This window comes from Saccharothrix algeriensis, from assembly GCF_016907655.1.
Lineage (GTDB): Bacteria > Actinomycetota > Actinomycetes > Mycobacteriales > Pseudonocardiaceae > Actinosynnema > Actinosynnema algeriense.
On record NZ_JAFBCL010000001.1, the window covers coordinates 662,391 to 675,040 of the forward strand.

General features: G+C 77.1%; 8 protein-coding genes. 3 read left to right on the forward strand and 5 right to left on the reverse strand.

Annotation, left to right across the window (positions count from 1 at the left end; all coding sequences use genetic code 11):
* Nucleotide 1: 1 nt before the first annotated feature.
* Genes JOE68_RS02625 through JOE68_RS02640 form a run of 4 tightly spaced genes read right to left on the reverse strand, consistent with a single transcriptional unit; the run spans nt 2 to nt 5,280 of the window.
* Nucleotides 2–1,537 (reverse strand): aldehyde dehydrogenase family protein, encoded by a 1,536-nt coding sequence (locus JOE68_RS02625; protein WP_204840751.1) that lies wholly within the window; start codon nt 1,535–1,537, stop codon nt 2–4.
* The gene (locus tag JOE68_RS02630) at nt 1,534–2,901 is read right to left on the reverse strand and encodes an acetyl-CoA carboxylase biotin carboxylase subunit (protein ID WP_204840752.1); all 1,368 of its coding nucleotides are present in this window, start codon (nt 2,899–2,901) and stop codon (nt 1,534–1,536) included. Before JOE68_RS02630 ends, JOE68_RS02625 begins: the two co-directional genes overlap by 4 nt.
* The gene (locus JOE68_RS30790) at nt 2,898–3,590 is read right to left on the reverse strand and encodes a biotin/lipoyl-containing protein (RefSeq protein ID WP_307819459.1); all 693 of its coding nucleotides are present in this window, start codon (nt 3,588–3,590) and stop codon (nt 2,898–2,900) included. Before JOE68_RS30790 ends, JOE68_RS02630 begins: the two co-directional genes overlap by 4 nt.
* Nucleotides 3,583–5,280 carry an acetyl-coenzyme A carboxylase carboxyl transferase subunits beta/alpha gene (locus JOE68_RS02640; RefSeq protein ID WP_204840754.1) on the reverse strand — a complete coding sequence of 566 codons (1,698 nt, stop codon included), beginning with the start codon at nt 5,278–5,280 and terminating at the stop codon, nt 3,583–3,585. The genes JOE68_RS30790 and JOE68_RS02640 overlap by 8 nt, the downstream gene beginning before the upstream one ends.
* A 233-nt stretch (nt 5,281–5,513) precedes the next feature.
* Between JOE68_RS02640 and JOE68_RS02645 the strand changes: the two genes are divergently transcribed.
* Nucleotides 5,514–8,342 carry a polyketide synthase gene (locus JOE68_RS02645; protein ID WP_204840755.1) on the forward strand — a complete coding sequence of 943 codons (2,829 nt, stop codon included), beginning with the start codon at nt 5,514–5,516 and terminating at the stop codon, nt 8,340–8,342.
* Here the strand turns inward: JOE68_RS02645 and JOE68_RS02650 are convergent.
* A complete protein-coding gene (locus JOE68_RS02650) occupies nt 8,316–9,668 on the reverse strand; it encodes a wax ester/triacylglycerol synthase domain-containing protein (protein WP_204840756.1) in 1,353 nt (450 codons plus the stop codon). The two genes, JOE68_RS02645 and JOE68_RS02650, sit on opposite strands and share 27 nt — an antisense overlap.
* Before the next feature lie 339 nt (nt 9,669–10,007).
* Between JOE68_RS02650 and JOE68_RS02655 the strand changes: the two genes are divergently transcribed.
* Together JOE68_RS02655 and JOE68_RS02660 are read left to right on the forward strand one after the other, a co-directional pair.
* Nucleotides 10,008–11,501, forward strand: coding sequence for a GMC oxidoreductase (locus tag JOE68_RS02655; protein WP_204840757.1), 1,494 nt, complete (start codon nt 10,008–10,010; stop codon nt 11,499–11,501).
* Between the two features lie 172 nt (nt 11,502–11,673).
* Nucleotides 11,674–12,498 (forward strand): S1 family peptidase, encoded by an 825-nt coding sequence (locus tag JOE68_RS02660; RefSeq protein WP_204840758.1) that lies wholly within the window; start codon nt 11,674–11,676, stop codon nt 12,496–12,498.
* Nucleotides 12,499–12,650 lie beyond the last annotated feature (152 nt).

Below are 12,650 nucleotides of genomic sequence, written 5' to 3' on the forward strand. Positions count from 1 at the left end.
CTCACGGCCCGATCACGGCCGATTGCAGGTGGCTGGTCTTGAGGAACACGTAGGTAGCCTCGCCGTGGACGCCCGCCGACCACCCGGTTCCGCCGTGGCTGGGCAGCAGGTGGACGAAGTCCATGTGCGGCTGGTTCACCTTGAGCATCGCGCCGTTGCGCACGCCGCTCACGAACCGCTCGGCGACCGCCGGGCTCCCGGTCCACAGCGAGTTGCGCAGCCCGTAGCGGTTGCCGTTGAGGAAGCCGATCACCTCCGACAGCAGTCGTCCGCCGTCGCCGTCCGGGTGCGGCACGACGAGGGACAGCAGCGGGAAGAAGGTCTCCTCGCGGACCGCGGTCAACTCCCGGGCGGTGGCCAGGCCGTCCACCCGGAGCAGGGTCGGCTCCACGAACGGCCCGGCGGGGTGCGGGGCCCCGGCGAGGGTGAGGCGACGGCCACCGCACACGACGACCGCCCCGGCGGCGCGGGCTTCCGCCAGCACGGCCTCGTGGTCGTCACCGGGCACCGGCGTGAGCAGCGTCGCCTCGTCCTCCGGGCGGCCGGGCCGGATGTCGGCGACCCGCAGGCGCAACGCCTCGACCAGGTCGTCGGCCACCGCGGGGTGGACCACGGCGCGGTTGGGCGCGATGCACATCTGCCCGGAGCCGTGGAACGCGGTCACCAGCGATTCCACCGCGTCGGCGAGCGAGGCGTCCTCCCACACCACGACCGTGTCGTTGCCGGACAGTTCGAGCACGGCCTTCTTGCCGTGCTCCAGGCACGCGCGGTGGAAGCGCAGACCGCGCTCGCTGTTGCCGTAGTACAGGATGTCGTCGACCCGCGGGTCTTCCAGCCAGTGCGCGAGCACGTGATCCGGTGCGGCGCAGAAGAAGTTCAGCGCGCCGGGCGGGGCGGGCAGGTCTTCCAGGCACGGCGCCAGCACGTGCCGCAGCAGGAAGGTCGTGCTCGACGGGAAGCGCCGGGGCACGCGGACGACGACGGCGTTGCCGGCCATGAGCCCGTGCAGCGCGGCGGTCACGGCGCTGAAGGCCGGCGCGTTGCCGGGAGGGTTGATCGCGAGCACCCCGTCGGGGTGGTGCTGCAGCACCAACCGCCGGTCGCCGTCACGCCACTCGAAGCGCATGAGCCGCTGGTACCAGCGGCACGATTCCGCGTCGAACATCGCGAGCATGCTGTCCACGAGCCAGTCGGCGATGCGGCGCGGGCACCCCTCGGCGACGAGCAGCGCGGTGAACTCCGCGGCGGAGTCCCGCAACCGCGCGCAGAACGCCGGTCCCAGCGCGAACCGCCGCGCCGGCGCCGTGTCGGCCCACGGCGGGGCCGCCCGCGCCGCCGCCGCCGACGCGGCGCGCACCTGCGCCGGCCCGGCGAGGGCGCACCGGCCCAGCACCGGCGGGGGCGGCTGGTGGGCGTGCGGGTCCTCCGACAGGCGGACCGCGGCCGGGCGGACCACCTCCCGGAGCGCGACGTCTCGGCCGTCGATGTAGGCGGTGTGGGTCCGCTCCGCGAGCGCCGCGGTGTCGGGTGTGGTCATCGGGCGTCCGCCTCTCCCCCGGGGCGCCGCACGGCCCGCTCGACCACGCCCGCCCGGTGCTCGCCCCGGCGGAACTCGTCGTGGTCGAGGATCTCGGTCAGCGCCTTCGCGTTGTGCGCCACGCCGGAGCAGGAGAACTCCCGCAGCGCCTGGACCAGGCGGCGGCGCGCGGTGTCCCGGTCGGGCGCCCAGGCGACGACCTTGGCCAGGAGCGGGTCGTAGTGCGGGGAGACGGTGGCGCCGCGGGTGAGCCAGGTGTCGACGCGGATGCCCGGACCGCCGGGGAGCACGAGGTCGGTCACGGTGCCGCAGCGGGGCGCCCAGTCGTGGTCCGGGTCCTCGGCGGAGATCCGCGCCTCCACGGCGTGCCCGCGCGGGCGCACGTCGTCCTGCCGGCACGGCACGGGCTCCCCCGCCGCCTCGCGGATCATCCAGGCCACCAGGTCCAGCCCCGTGCGGGCCTCGGTCACCGGGTGCTCCACCTGCAACCGCGGGTTGATCTCGGTGAAGTGCAGGCCGCCGCCAGCGTCGAGCAGGAACTCGACCGTGGCGAGGTTGCGCAGGCCGAGGTGCCGCGCCGCCCGGACGGCCCAGTCGCCCAGGGCCGCGCGCCGCGCCGCGGACAGCCCCGGCGCGGGGGACTCCTCGACCAGCTTGCGGTGCCGCCGCTGCACCGAGCAGTCCCGCTCCCCGAGGTGGACGACCCCGCCGTGGCGGTCGGCGAGGACCTGGACCTCGACGTGGCGCGCGTCGCCGATCCACTTCTCCACGTAGAGGCGGTCGTCCTGGAACAGCGCCCGCGCGGCGTCCCGGGCCCGGTCGAACCGCTCGGCCAGCTGCTCGTCGTCGTCCACGCGGTGCACGCCCCGGCCACCGCCCCCGGACGCGGCCTTGAGCGCGACCGGGTAGCCGATCCCGCGCGCCTGCCGGGCGGCGTCGGCCGGTCCCGTCACGGGGGCCCGCGATCCCGGCGGGACGGGCAGCCCCGCGGCGGCCACCTCGTTGCGGGTGGCGATCTTGTCGCCGAGCAGGGCGATGTGCCCGGGGTCGGGCCCGATCCAGGTGAGGCCGCTGTCGCGGCAGGCGGCGGCGAAGTCCGGGTCCTCGGCGAGGAAGCCGTAGCCGGGGTGCACCGCGTCGGCCCCGGCGCGGGCGCAGGCGTAGAGGAGGGCGGGGACGGACAGGTAGCTGTGCTCCGCCGGTCCGGGCCCCACGCAGACGCTGTCGTCGGCCAGGCGGACCGGCAGGGTGTCGCGGTCCGCCGTCGAGTGGGCCACGACGGAGCGGATGCCCAGCAGCCGGCAGGCCCGGACGACCCGCACCGCGACCTCGCCCCGGTTGGCGACCAGCACGGTCCCGATCACGACGCGCCCCACCCCGCGGTCGGTTCGGGCTCCAGGTCGAACAGGGCCTGCCCGTACTCGACCACCCGGGCGTCCTCGACGTGGACGGCGCGGATGACGCCCGCCCGGTCGGCGACGACGGGGGTGAAGGTCTTCATCGCCTCGACCAGGCCGACTTCGGCGCCGGTCGCCACGCGGTCGCCGACGTGGACGAACGGGGGCTCGCCGGGAGCGGGGCGCCGGTGGAACACGCCGATCGCGGGCGCGGTGATCGGCGTGATCGGCCGTTCGGCCGCTTCCGGTCGCGCCGCTTCCTGTTGTGCCGTCTCCGGTCGCGCCGTCTCCGGTCGCGCCGTCTCCGGTTGTGCCGTTTCCGGTTCTGCCGCTCCCGGTCGAGCCGCACGTGGTTGCGCCGCACGTGGTTGCGCCGCTTCCTGTTGTGCTGTCCCAGGTCGCGCCGATTCCTGTTGTGCCCCACGTGGTTCGGCGGCTGCGGGTCCGGTGGCGTGGTCCTCGGCCGGGAGGGCGCTTCCCGCCGCAGCGCGCCCGTCCGCCGCGCGGGGGCGCAGCGTGACGTCGAGCCCGAACCGGCCGCTGCGCACCCGGACCCGCCGCGCGCGGTCCGGTCCGAGCAGTGCCAGCACCTCGGTGAGCGCCCGGAGCACCGCGGCGGCGTCGTCGTGCGATCCGTTGGCGGGCGGGTCATCCACCGCGGCCTCCCGTCACCCGGGGCGTGCCGCACCAGTCGCGGCCCAGCGCCCGCAACCGGGCGGCGCGCGCCGCCACCAGCCGCGGGCCGTCGCACGCCCCCAGCTCGGCGAGGTGCCGGCGCAGGGCCGCGGCCAGCAGGTCGGCCGCGCGGCGCGGGTCGGTGTGCGCGCCGCCGGGCGGTTCCGGCACGACGGCGTCGATCAGGCCGTGCCGCAGCAGGTCGGCGGCGCGCAGGCGCAGCGCGCGGGCGGCCTCCGGCGCGCGGGCGCTGTCGGAGAACAGGATCGCCGCGCACCCCTCGGGGCTGATGACGGAGAAGGTGCTGTTCCGCTGCATCAGCAACCGGTCCCCGATGGACAGCGCGAGCGCTCCCCCGCTCCCGCCTTCGCCGATGACCGCGCACACCACCGGGGTGGGCAGCCGCGCGGCGGTCAGCATGGTCTCGGCGATGGCCCCGCACTGGTTGTCGGCCTCGGCGTCGGCCGCCGGGTGGGCGCCGGGGGTGTCGACGAGGGTCACGACCGGGAGCGACCACCGCGCCGCCAGGCGCATCACGCGGGTCGCCTTGCGGTAGCCCGAGGGCAGCGCCATCCCGGCGTTGCGCCGCGCCGGGCCCCCGGTGACCCGGTTGTGCCCGATGACGACGACGGGGCTGCCGGCCAGCCGGGCCAGGCCGGTGAAGACGGTCGGGTCGTCGTCCCTCATGCGGTCGCCGCGCAGTTCGACCACGTCGGTGAAGGCGGTGTCCAGGTAGTGCGCCAGGCGCGGTCGGTGCGCGGCCCGGACCGCGACGACCGCGTCCCAGGGGTCGACCTCGTCCTCCGGGGGCTCCGGCGGGTCGTCGGGTCCCGCAGGGGGTTCGGGGCGCGGTGCGCGGTCGGAGGACGCGTAGGCCACCAGGCGGGCCAGGGTCGCGGGCAGCTCGCGCCGCGGCGCGACGAGGTCCACGTGCCCGTGCCGGAGGAGGAACGCGTCGGTCTGGAAGTCCTCGGGCAGCCGGCAGCCGGTGGTCTGCTCGACCACGCGCCGCCCGGCGAAGCCCGCACGCGTGCCCTCCTCGACCAGCACGACGTCCCCGGCGCTGGCGAAGGAGACCTGCACACCGCCGATGACGGGGTCGGTGAGCACGCTGAGGTAGGGCACGCCGGCGTCCCGCAGCGCGCCGACCGCCGCCGCCGCCTTGGCCCCCTGCAGCAGCGCGAAAGCGCCTTCCTGCATCCGCCCGCCGCCCGATGCGGACACCGTCACCAGGGGGATGCGCCCGTGCTCGGCGATCTCCGCCGCGCGGGCGAGCTTCTCCCCCACCACGACACCCATCGACCCGCCGAGGAAGGCGAAGTCGAACACGACCAGGACGACCCGCCGGCCCGCGACCTCGGCCGTGCCGAGCACGGCCGCCTCCGCCGAGCCGGTCCGGGAGCGGGCGTCCGCGCAGCGCCGGGGGTAGGGGACGCGGTCGTGGAAGTCGAGCGGGTCGCCCGGCGCCAGCGCCGCGGCCAGCTCCTCGAAGGTGCCCGGGTCCACGAGGGAGGCGATCCGGTCCGCGGCCGGCACCCGGAACGGCGCCCCGCACCCCGGGCAGGTCCACCCGGGGGGCAGCGCGCGGCGCGCGCACCACCGCCGGCAGCGGGCGCACCGCCGCCAGCGGTCGGCGTGCGCCTCGACCCGGGCGAGCAGGGTGTCCCCCACGGGTTCCACCTCCTCACCGAGCGGCACGTGGCCGGGAACCATGGGTACCACCGGCTCCTGCCCGCGACCCCGGAGACGAAGGTCCCAGGCCGGACGGCACTGGCGGTCGCGCGCGGTCGCGCCGACGATGGCCCGGTCCGGCCGGGCCGCGCGCCGGTGCGCGGGCCGGGCCGCGCGCGGACCGCCGCCGTCCGCGCGGACCCGGTCACGGCCCAGCGAGCGGGGTTCCAGCCATGACGCGCAGCAACGACGAGCCGATCGCCGTCATCGGCGCGGGGTGCCGCTTCCCGCGGGTGCGCGGGACCCGGGCGCTCTGGCGCGCCCTGTGCGACGGGGTCGACGTGGTCGGCCCGGTCGCCCCCGACCGCTACGGCCTGGAACCGCTCGCCGGGCCCGACGGGGGCAGCCGGCACACCCCGGCGGCGCGGTTGGGGCTGCTCGACGACGTGGCCTCGTTCGACGCCGACTTCTTCGGCATCGGCCGCCGGCAGGCCGCGCACATGGACCCCCAGCAGCGGGTGGCGCTGGAGACGACCTGGGACGCCTTCGAGGACGCGGGCGTCGTGCCCGGCGGTCCGGCGACGCACCGGACCGGGGTGTACCTGGCGCAGACGCCGTCGCACTACTGGCACCTGCTGGCCCGCGACGGCCTGCTCGACATGTACTCGGTGATCGGGGCCGGGGCGCACGCGGGCCTGAGCGGCCAGGTGTCCTTCCAGTTCGACCTGCGCGGGCCCAGCGCCACCGTGGACACCAACTGCTCGGGCGGGCTGGCCGCCGTGCACCTGGCCTGCCGCAGCCTGCGGGGCGGCGAGTGCGACCTGGCGGTGGCGGGCGCGGTGCACCTGGTGCTCTCCGCCGAGGAGCACCTCGCCTACGGTCGCGCGGGGGTGCTCTCCGCGCGGGGGCGGTGCGCCTTCGCCGACGCGGCGGCGGACGGCTTCGTCCGGGGCGAGGGGTGCGCGGTGGTGGTGCTCAAGCCGCTGTCGGCCGCGCTGCGGGACGGCGACCGGGTGTACGCGACCGTCCTGGGCAGCGCCGTGACCAACGACGGCCGCGCGAGCGCGACGATGCTCAGCCCGGCCGGCGCGACCCAGGAGGAGGCCCTGCGCCGCGCCTACGAGGACGCCGGGGTGGACCCCGCGGCGGTGTCGTTCGTCGAGACCCACGGCGTCGGGACACCGGTGGGCGACCCGGTGGAGATCGCGGCGCTGGCGTCGGTGCTGGGCCCCGGCCGGCCGGCGGGGCGGCCCCTCCTGCTCGGCTCGGCGCGGGGCAACTTCGGCCACCAGGAGCCCGTCGCCGGGCTCACCGGCCTGCTCAAGGCCGCCTTGGCGCTGCACCACCGGGCGCTGCCCCCGACGCTGCACCACACCACGCCCACCCCCGCGGTGCGCTGGGCGGGGCTGCCCTGCTCGGTGGTGACCGACCTCGTGCCCCTGCCCGCTCGGCAACGCCTGGTGGCGGGTGTCAACTCGTTCAGCGTGACCGGCACCAACGTGCACGCCGTGCTCGGGTCGGTGGAGCGCCCGGCGGCGGTCGGCGCGCCGGGCGGTCGGCCCCTCGTGCTGGTGCTCTCGGCCCGGCGCCCGGACACCCTCGACGCCGTCATCGACGCCCACGCCGACTTCCTGGACTCCGCGCCCGAGGTGGGGGCCGCCGACGTCTGCCACACCGCGGCGGTCCGGCGGGCGCACCACCGGTACCGGCGCGTGTTCGTGGCCGCCGACCGCGCGGCCCTGGTGGCGGCCCTGCGGCACGAGCCCCGGTCGGCCCGCGCCGCGGCCGACGACCCGCCGGGCCCGGTGCTCTTCCTCCGCGGTGGGCCCGTCGACCCGGTGACGGTCGAGGAGTTGTCCCGGCGCAGCAACGCTTTCCGCGACGCCGTCCGGGAGTGCGCGGCCTCCGTGCCCGGCGCGCCGCCGCCCGGCGCGGACGTCGCGTCGTGGTCGTTCCTGGTCGGGTTGGTCGCCCTGTGGCGCGAGTGGGGCGTGACGCCGACGACCGTGCTGGGCAGCGGGCCCGGCTGGGTCGCGGCGCGCCAGTGCCGGGGGGAGGTCGACGCGGCCCGCGCGGCGGAACTGGTGCTGGCGGGCGCCGTCGAGGCCGACACCCCGCCGCCGGGGCGCCACGTGCTGCACCTGGACCGCACCGGCGCCTGCTCGGGCCACCCGGGCGCGGGCCCCGCGTGGGAGTCCCTGGTGGCCGCGGCCGCCCGGCTGCACGAAGCCGGGCACGCCGTGCGGTGGGAACGGGTCCTGCCACCCGGTCGGCCGGTGAGCCTGCCTCCCCACCCGTGGCGCGGGCGGCGGTACTGGGCGCCGACGACGGGAGCCCCCGCCGAGCGGGCCCACCCGCTGCTGCCCGACCGCGCCACCGAGCACCGCGTGGTGCGGTGGCGCACGTCCGCCGTGCGCCGGGCGGCCCCCACGACGGGTGAACTGGTGGAGCTGGCCGCGGCGGCGGCCCACCGCCTGTGCGGTTCGGCCCCGGCGACCCTCCGGCGGCTGAGCGTCGTCCACGACCCCGGGTTCCGGCGCGGCTCGGCGTTGGAGGTCGCCGGGGCGGTCGAATCCCCCGGGCGGTGGCGGTTCGCCGTCACCGAGGCGCCCGGGGCGCGGGACCCGCTGGCCGAGGGGACGGCGCAGGTGTTCCGGCAGCGCCGCACCGGCGACCCGGCCGCGTTGCTGCGCCGGCTCCGGGAGCACGCCGGTGACGGCGCCGCCGTGGCCCCCGGTGTCCGCGCCGCAGCCGGGCAGGGCGGTTGCACGCTGCTGCGGTTGACCGCCCGCGAACCGGCCGCGGTGGACCACGCCTTCCCGCCCGACCTGCTCGACCACGTGCTGGAGGTCGCGTCCGGCGGGTCCGCGCCGGGGCCGGTGCTCAGCGTCGAGCGGACCACCGTGACCGGCCGCTGGACCGGGTCCATGTGGGCCCTGGTGACCTCCGCGGCCCCGGACGGGCCGACGGACGTCCTGGTGTGCGACGACGACGACGCCGTGCTGGTCGAGCTGGGCGGCGTGCGCTGGGGCTCCTCACGCCCGTGGTCCCGCACCGCGTGACGGCCCGGCGCGCCCCGCCACCTCGTCCCACTCCTGGTGCAGGCAGTCCAGGAACAGCCGGGGCCGGCTGACCGCCGCCGGGTCGAGGTTCACCCCGAGGTGGCAGTTGTCGGCGTAGGAGACCAGCACCGCGTTCATCGCGCCGAACACCACCGACGCGTACGGGTAGACCGCCTCGACCCGGGCGCCGGCGAGCCGGACGCGCTCGGCGAGGCCCGGGAAGTTGGACGCGATCAGGTCGTTGCCCTGGAACAGCAGCTTCTCGGCGAACGCGATCACCGGCGCGGGCATGGGCGTCGCGCAGCGGACGAGCACCCCCAACGCCTTGAGCGGCGCGCCGGCGCGCGCGGCGGCGACCGCGGCGTGCACGAGGCGGACGCGCTGGTCGAACCCCACCCCGCTCATCGCGCCGGCCAGGCGGTGGCTCGCGAACTGGTTGCCGCCCGAGGCGGAGGCCGCGGTGCGGGTGCTGATCGGCACGAGGACCGGCAACTCGGCCAGTTCCACGCCGAAGTGCGCGTGGTACCGGTCGAACGCGCCGAGCAGCAGCGCGAGGTAGCTGTCGTTCAGCGAGCCGCCGGCCGCCCTGCCCGCCGCGCGCAGCCGCGCCGTCGGCAGCGTCATGGCGCCGAAGAACCGGGCGCTGCTCCGCTCGCCCAGCAGGGGCGACGGTGGCGCGGCGGGCAGCACGGTCGCCTTGAGGACGCTGCGCGCGAACCGGAACCCCGCCGGCACCGGGTTCCCCGTGCGCCGGGTCGTCCCGGTCGGGGGCGCGGTGGCGGCGCGTGCCGGCGGGCGGGCGAGGCGGACGGAGCCCTCCGGCGTGTCGGCCTCGTGCAGCAACGCGAGCAGCTGGGCCCCGCCGATCCCGTCGCACAGGCTGTGGTGCAGCTTGAGCACGTACCCGGCGCCCTCCCCGTCGAGACCTTCCACCAGCGTCGCCTCCCACAGGGGGCGCGTGCGGTCCAACGGCGTCAGGAACGCGGTCCGCGCGAAGTCGAGGAGGTGGCGCAGCGTGCCGGGGGCGGGCAGCCGGACGCGGCGGAGGTGGTACCCCAGGTCGAACAGCGGGTCGTCGCGCCAGTGGGGCCTGCCCAGCCGCAGCAGCGGTTCGACGGCCCGCTGCCGCAGCCGCGGGGCCAGCCGGGTGACCCGCTCGTGCCGGCGCACCAGGCGGTCCCAGGCCGGCACGCGGTCCAGGACCTCGACCGCCATGGTCGTGACCCGGATGCGGGGGTCGGTCTCGCCGCGCCAGAACATCGTCTCCAACCGGCTCATCCGGGGCTCGGCGCTCCAGGGCTGCTCGGCGGTGGGGGCGGTCGGCATGGGACCTCGCTTCCGGCGGGCCCACCCGCCGGGGCCGGGCGGACCCCGCCGGGCGGACGGGGAGATTGTCGGGCTCCCCCGCCCGCCCGCGCACCGGCCCTTCGCCCCCGGGACGTTCGCGGCCGTCCGACCGGAGCAGCGCCCTGCTCCGGTCGTGCCCAGGACCATGGGCACGGTTGCGGGGGCGGTTCCCGGCCGGCGCAATGGTCCTGCGGCGCAACGGTCCCGCGGCGCGGCGGTGGTCGCCGCGGGAGCAGCCGCCCGGACCGGCCGGCGCCCGGCGCCCGACGTGGTCCGGCGCCCGGTCCGGCGCTCGACGTGATCTCGTGAGGAGCTGTGATGGCGCCTCCGGTGCGCAGGATCCCCGTGCGGGAGGAGCACCGCCCGGTGGTCGTCGTGGGGAGCGGCTTCGGCGGCGCCGTCGCCGCCCTGCGCCTCGCCGAGGCCGGTGTGCCCGCGCTCGTGCTGGAACGGGGGCGCCGCTGGCCCGGCGCGGCGGCGGGAGAGCCGTTCCCGCGGCTGTCCCGCCCGGACCGCCGGGTGCGGTGGCCGGCGCGGATGCCGGCCACCGCGCGCAGGTCCCTGCCGCCCCGGTACGCCGGCCTGGTGGAGAGGGTCGTCGGCCGCGGGGTGCGCGTGCTGTGCGGGGCGGGTGTCGGCGGCGGTTCGCTGCACTACGGCGGGGCTTCCCTGCGCCCGCCCGGGCGGCTGTTCGACCGCGTCATGCCCACCGGCGTGGACTTCGAGGAGATGGACCTGGTCTACTACCCGAGGGCCGCGACCGCGTTGCGCCTGTCCCCGATCCCCGACGACGTCCTGTCCCACGAGCGGTACGCGTCGAGCAGGGGCTTCCTCGCCGACGCCCGTCGGGCCGGCCTGCGGGTGTTCCGCATCCCGCAACCGGTCGACTGGGACGTGGTGCGCGGGGAACTCGCCGGTCGGCTGCCGCCGCGCACCGCCCACGGCGAAGTCCACTGCGGACTGCACAACGGCGCGCGGCACTCCCTGGACAAGACCTACCTGGCCGCGGCCGAGGCGACGGGCCTGTGCGAGGTGGCGCCGCTGCACGTCGTCCGGCGGCTCGGCCGCGGGAAGTCCCACCGCTACGCCCTCTCCTGCGACCGCATCGCCACCGACGGGACGGTGCTGGAGCACGTCCGGATCACCACCGACACCGTGTTCCTGGCGGCCGGTTCCGTCGGCACCTCCGAGTTGCTGGTGCGCGCCAGGGGAAGCCGGGCGCTGCCCGACCTGCCCGACGCCGTCGGCGAGCACTGGGGCAACAACGGCGACCGCATCCACCTGCGCGCCTTCCTGCCCTACCCCACCCTGCCCCGCCAGGGCGGTCCGGCGTGCGTGGGCGCGCACGACTGGGAAGCCCCCGCCGGGCCGGTGACCGTCGAGCACATCCCGGCGCCCTACCCGTTCGAGACCAGGAGCACCGTGCTGGGGTGCATGGGCCTGCCGGAGGGCCGCGGGGCGTTCCGGTACGACCCGGCCACCGACGAGGTCCGGCTGACCTGGCCCGCCGGCGCGGACCGCGCCACCGGGCGGGCGGTCCGCGCGGTCGTCTCCCGGCTGACCGGCGCGGGCGGCGGGACGGCGATCGACCTCACCGCCGCCTACCCGCTCACCCTCCACCCGCTCGGCGGCGCCGCCCTGGGCCCGGTGTGCGACCAGGCGGGGCGCGTGCACGGCCACCCCGGCCTGCACGTGGTCGACGCGGCCCTGATCCCCGGCTCCACCGGCTGCTGCAACCCGTCCTGGACCATCACCGCCTTGGCGGAGCGCTGCATGGACCGCGCCCTGTCGAGGGGCGGCGACTTCACCTGACCCCGCGGCGCAGGTCCCCGGCGGAGCACGGGGCCGAGCCCGCGGGTGGAGCGGCCTCGACCACGGGTGGTCGGGACAGCCCCCCTGCCGACGGGCGGGTTGCCCGGATGGCCCGGTCCACCGTGGACGGACAGGATTGTCCTCGTCATCGTCCCCCGTACTAAGGAAAACCATGTCGAGACTGAAGTCCGTGCGCCGCGGGATGCTCCAGGCGGCCGGGGTCGTGCTGCTGGCCGCCTTCTGCGCGACGGCGATGACCGGCAGCGCCGGCGCCATCGTCAACGGGAAGGACTCCACCGAGCGCTACGAGTTCATGGCCTCGATCCCGGAGACCGTGCCCAGCATGGACAACGCCAAGGGCGTCTGCGGGGCATCGCTGATCAACCCGCGCTGGGTGGTCACGGCGGCGCACTGCGTCGACCCGGAGGGCACCGGGGCGGTGCCGGACGGGACCGTGCGCATCGGCAGCGACCGGCGGACCTCCGGCGGCACCGTCCGGAACATCGACCGCGTGGTGCGCCACCCCGGCTACCAGGTGGGCACGCAGCCCAACCGCAACGACATCGCGCTGGTCCGCCTGGACCGCCCGGTCGCCGAGCAGCCGATCCGGATCGCCGGTCGGGCCGGCGCGCCCGGCGCCCCGACCCGGCTGCTGGGCTTCGGCACCACGGTCGACGACCCCGCCGTCGACAAGTGGGAGTTCCCCGAGCGGCTCCAGCAGCTCGACACCCGGCGCGGCGCGGAGTCCGAGTGCGCGCCCGGTTACGCGGACCGGACCCGGCTGTGCACGGTCAGCCGGAAGGCCGGCGCCATGGCGTGCATGGGCGACTCCGGCGGGCCGCAGGTCCAGCGCGGCAAGTGGGGCCGCTGGGAGCTGATCGGCGTCACCTCGGGCCCCGGCGACGCGGACGGCACCTGCGCGAACGGCCCGGGCCTGTACACCAACGCGACCGCGTACACCGGCTGGATCCACAAGACGATCAACACCGACCGCTGACCCCGCACCGGAGCGCTCCGGCACGCTGTGGCGCCGGAGCGCTCCCCTGTCGGCAACCCGTCGACCCCGGAGTCCACGGCCGTGCGACGGGGGTCGCGCGAATCCCGGCGCCATGTCACGGAGGAAGCTCGTGACAGCGATGTGCGGACCCG

Bases quoted from the DNA above. Each gene is read 5' to 3' on its own strand.
- JOE68_RS02660 (WP_204840758.1), top strand. From the start codon at position 11,674: ATGTCGAGACTGAAGTCCGTGCGCCGCGGGATGCTCCAGGCGGCCGGG.
- JOE68_RS02625 (WP_204840751.1), bottom strand. From the start codon at position 1,537: ATGACCACACCCGACACCGCGGCGCTCGCGGAGCGGACCCACACCGCC.
- JOE68_RS02645 (WP_204840755.1), top strand. From the start codon at position 5,514: ATGACGCGCAGCAACGACGAGCCGATCGCCGTCATCGGCGCGGGGTGC.
- JOE68_RS02655 (WP_204840757.1), top strand. From the start codon at position 10,008: ATGGCGCCTCCGGTGCGCAGGATCCCCGTGCGGGAGGAGCACCGCCCG.
- JOE68_RS02650 (WP_204840756.1), bottom strand. From the start codon at position 9,668: ATGCCGACCGCCCCCACCGCCGAGCAGCCCTGGAGCGCCGAGCCCCGG.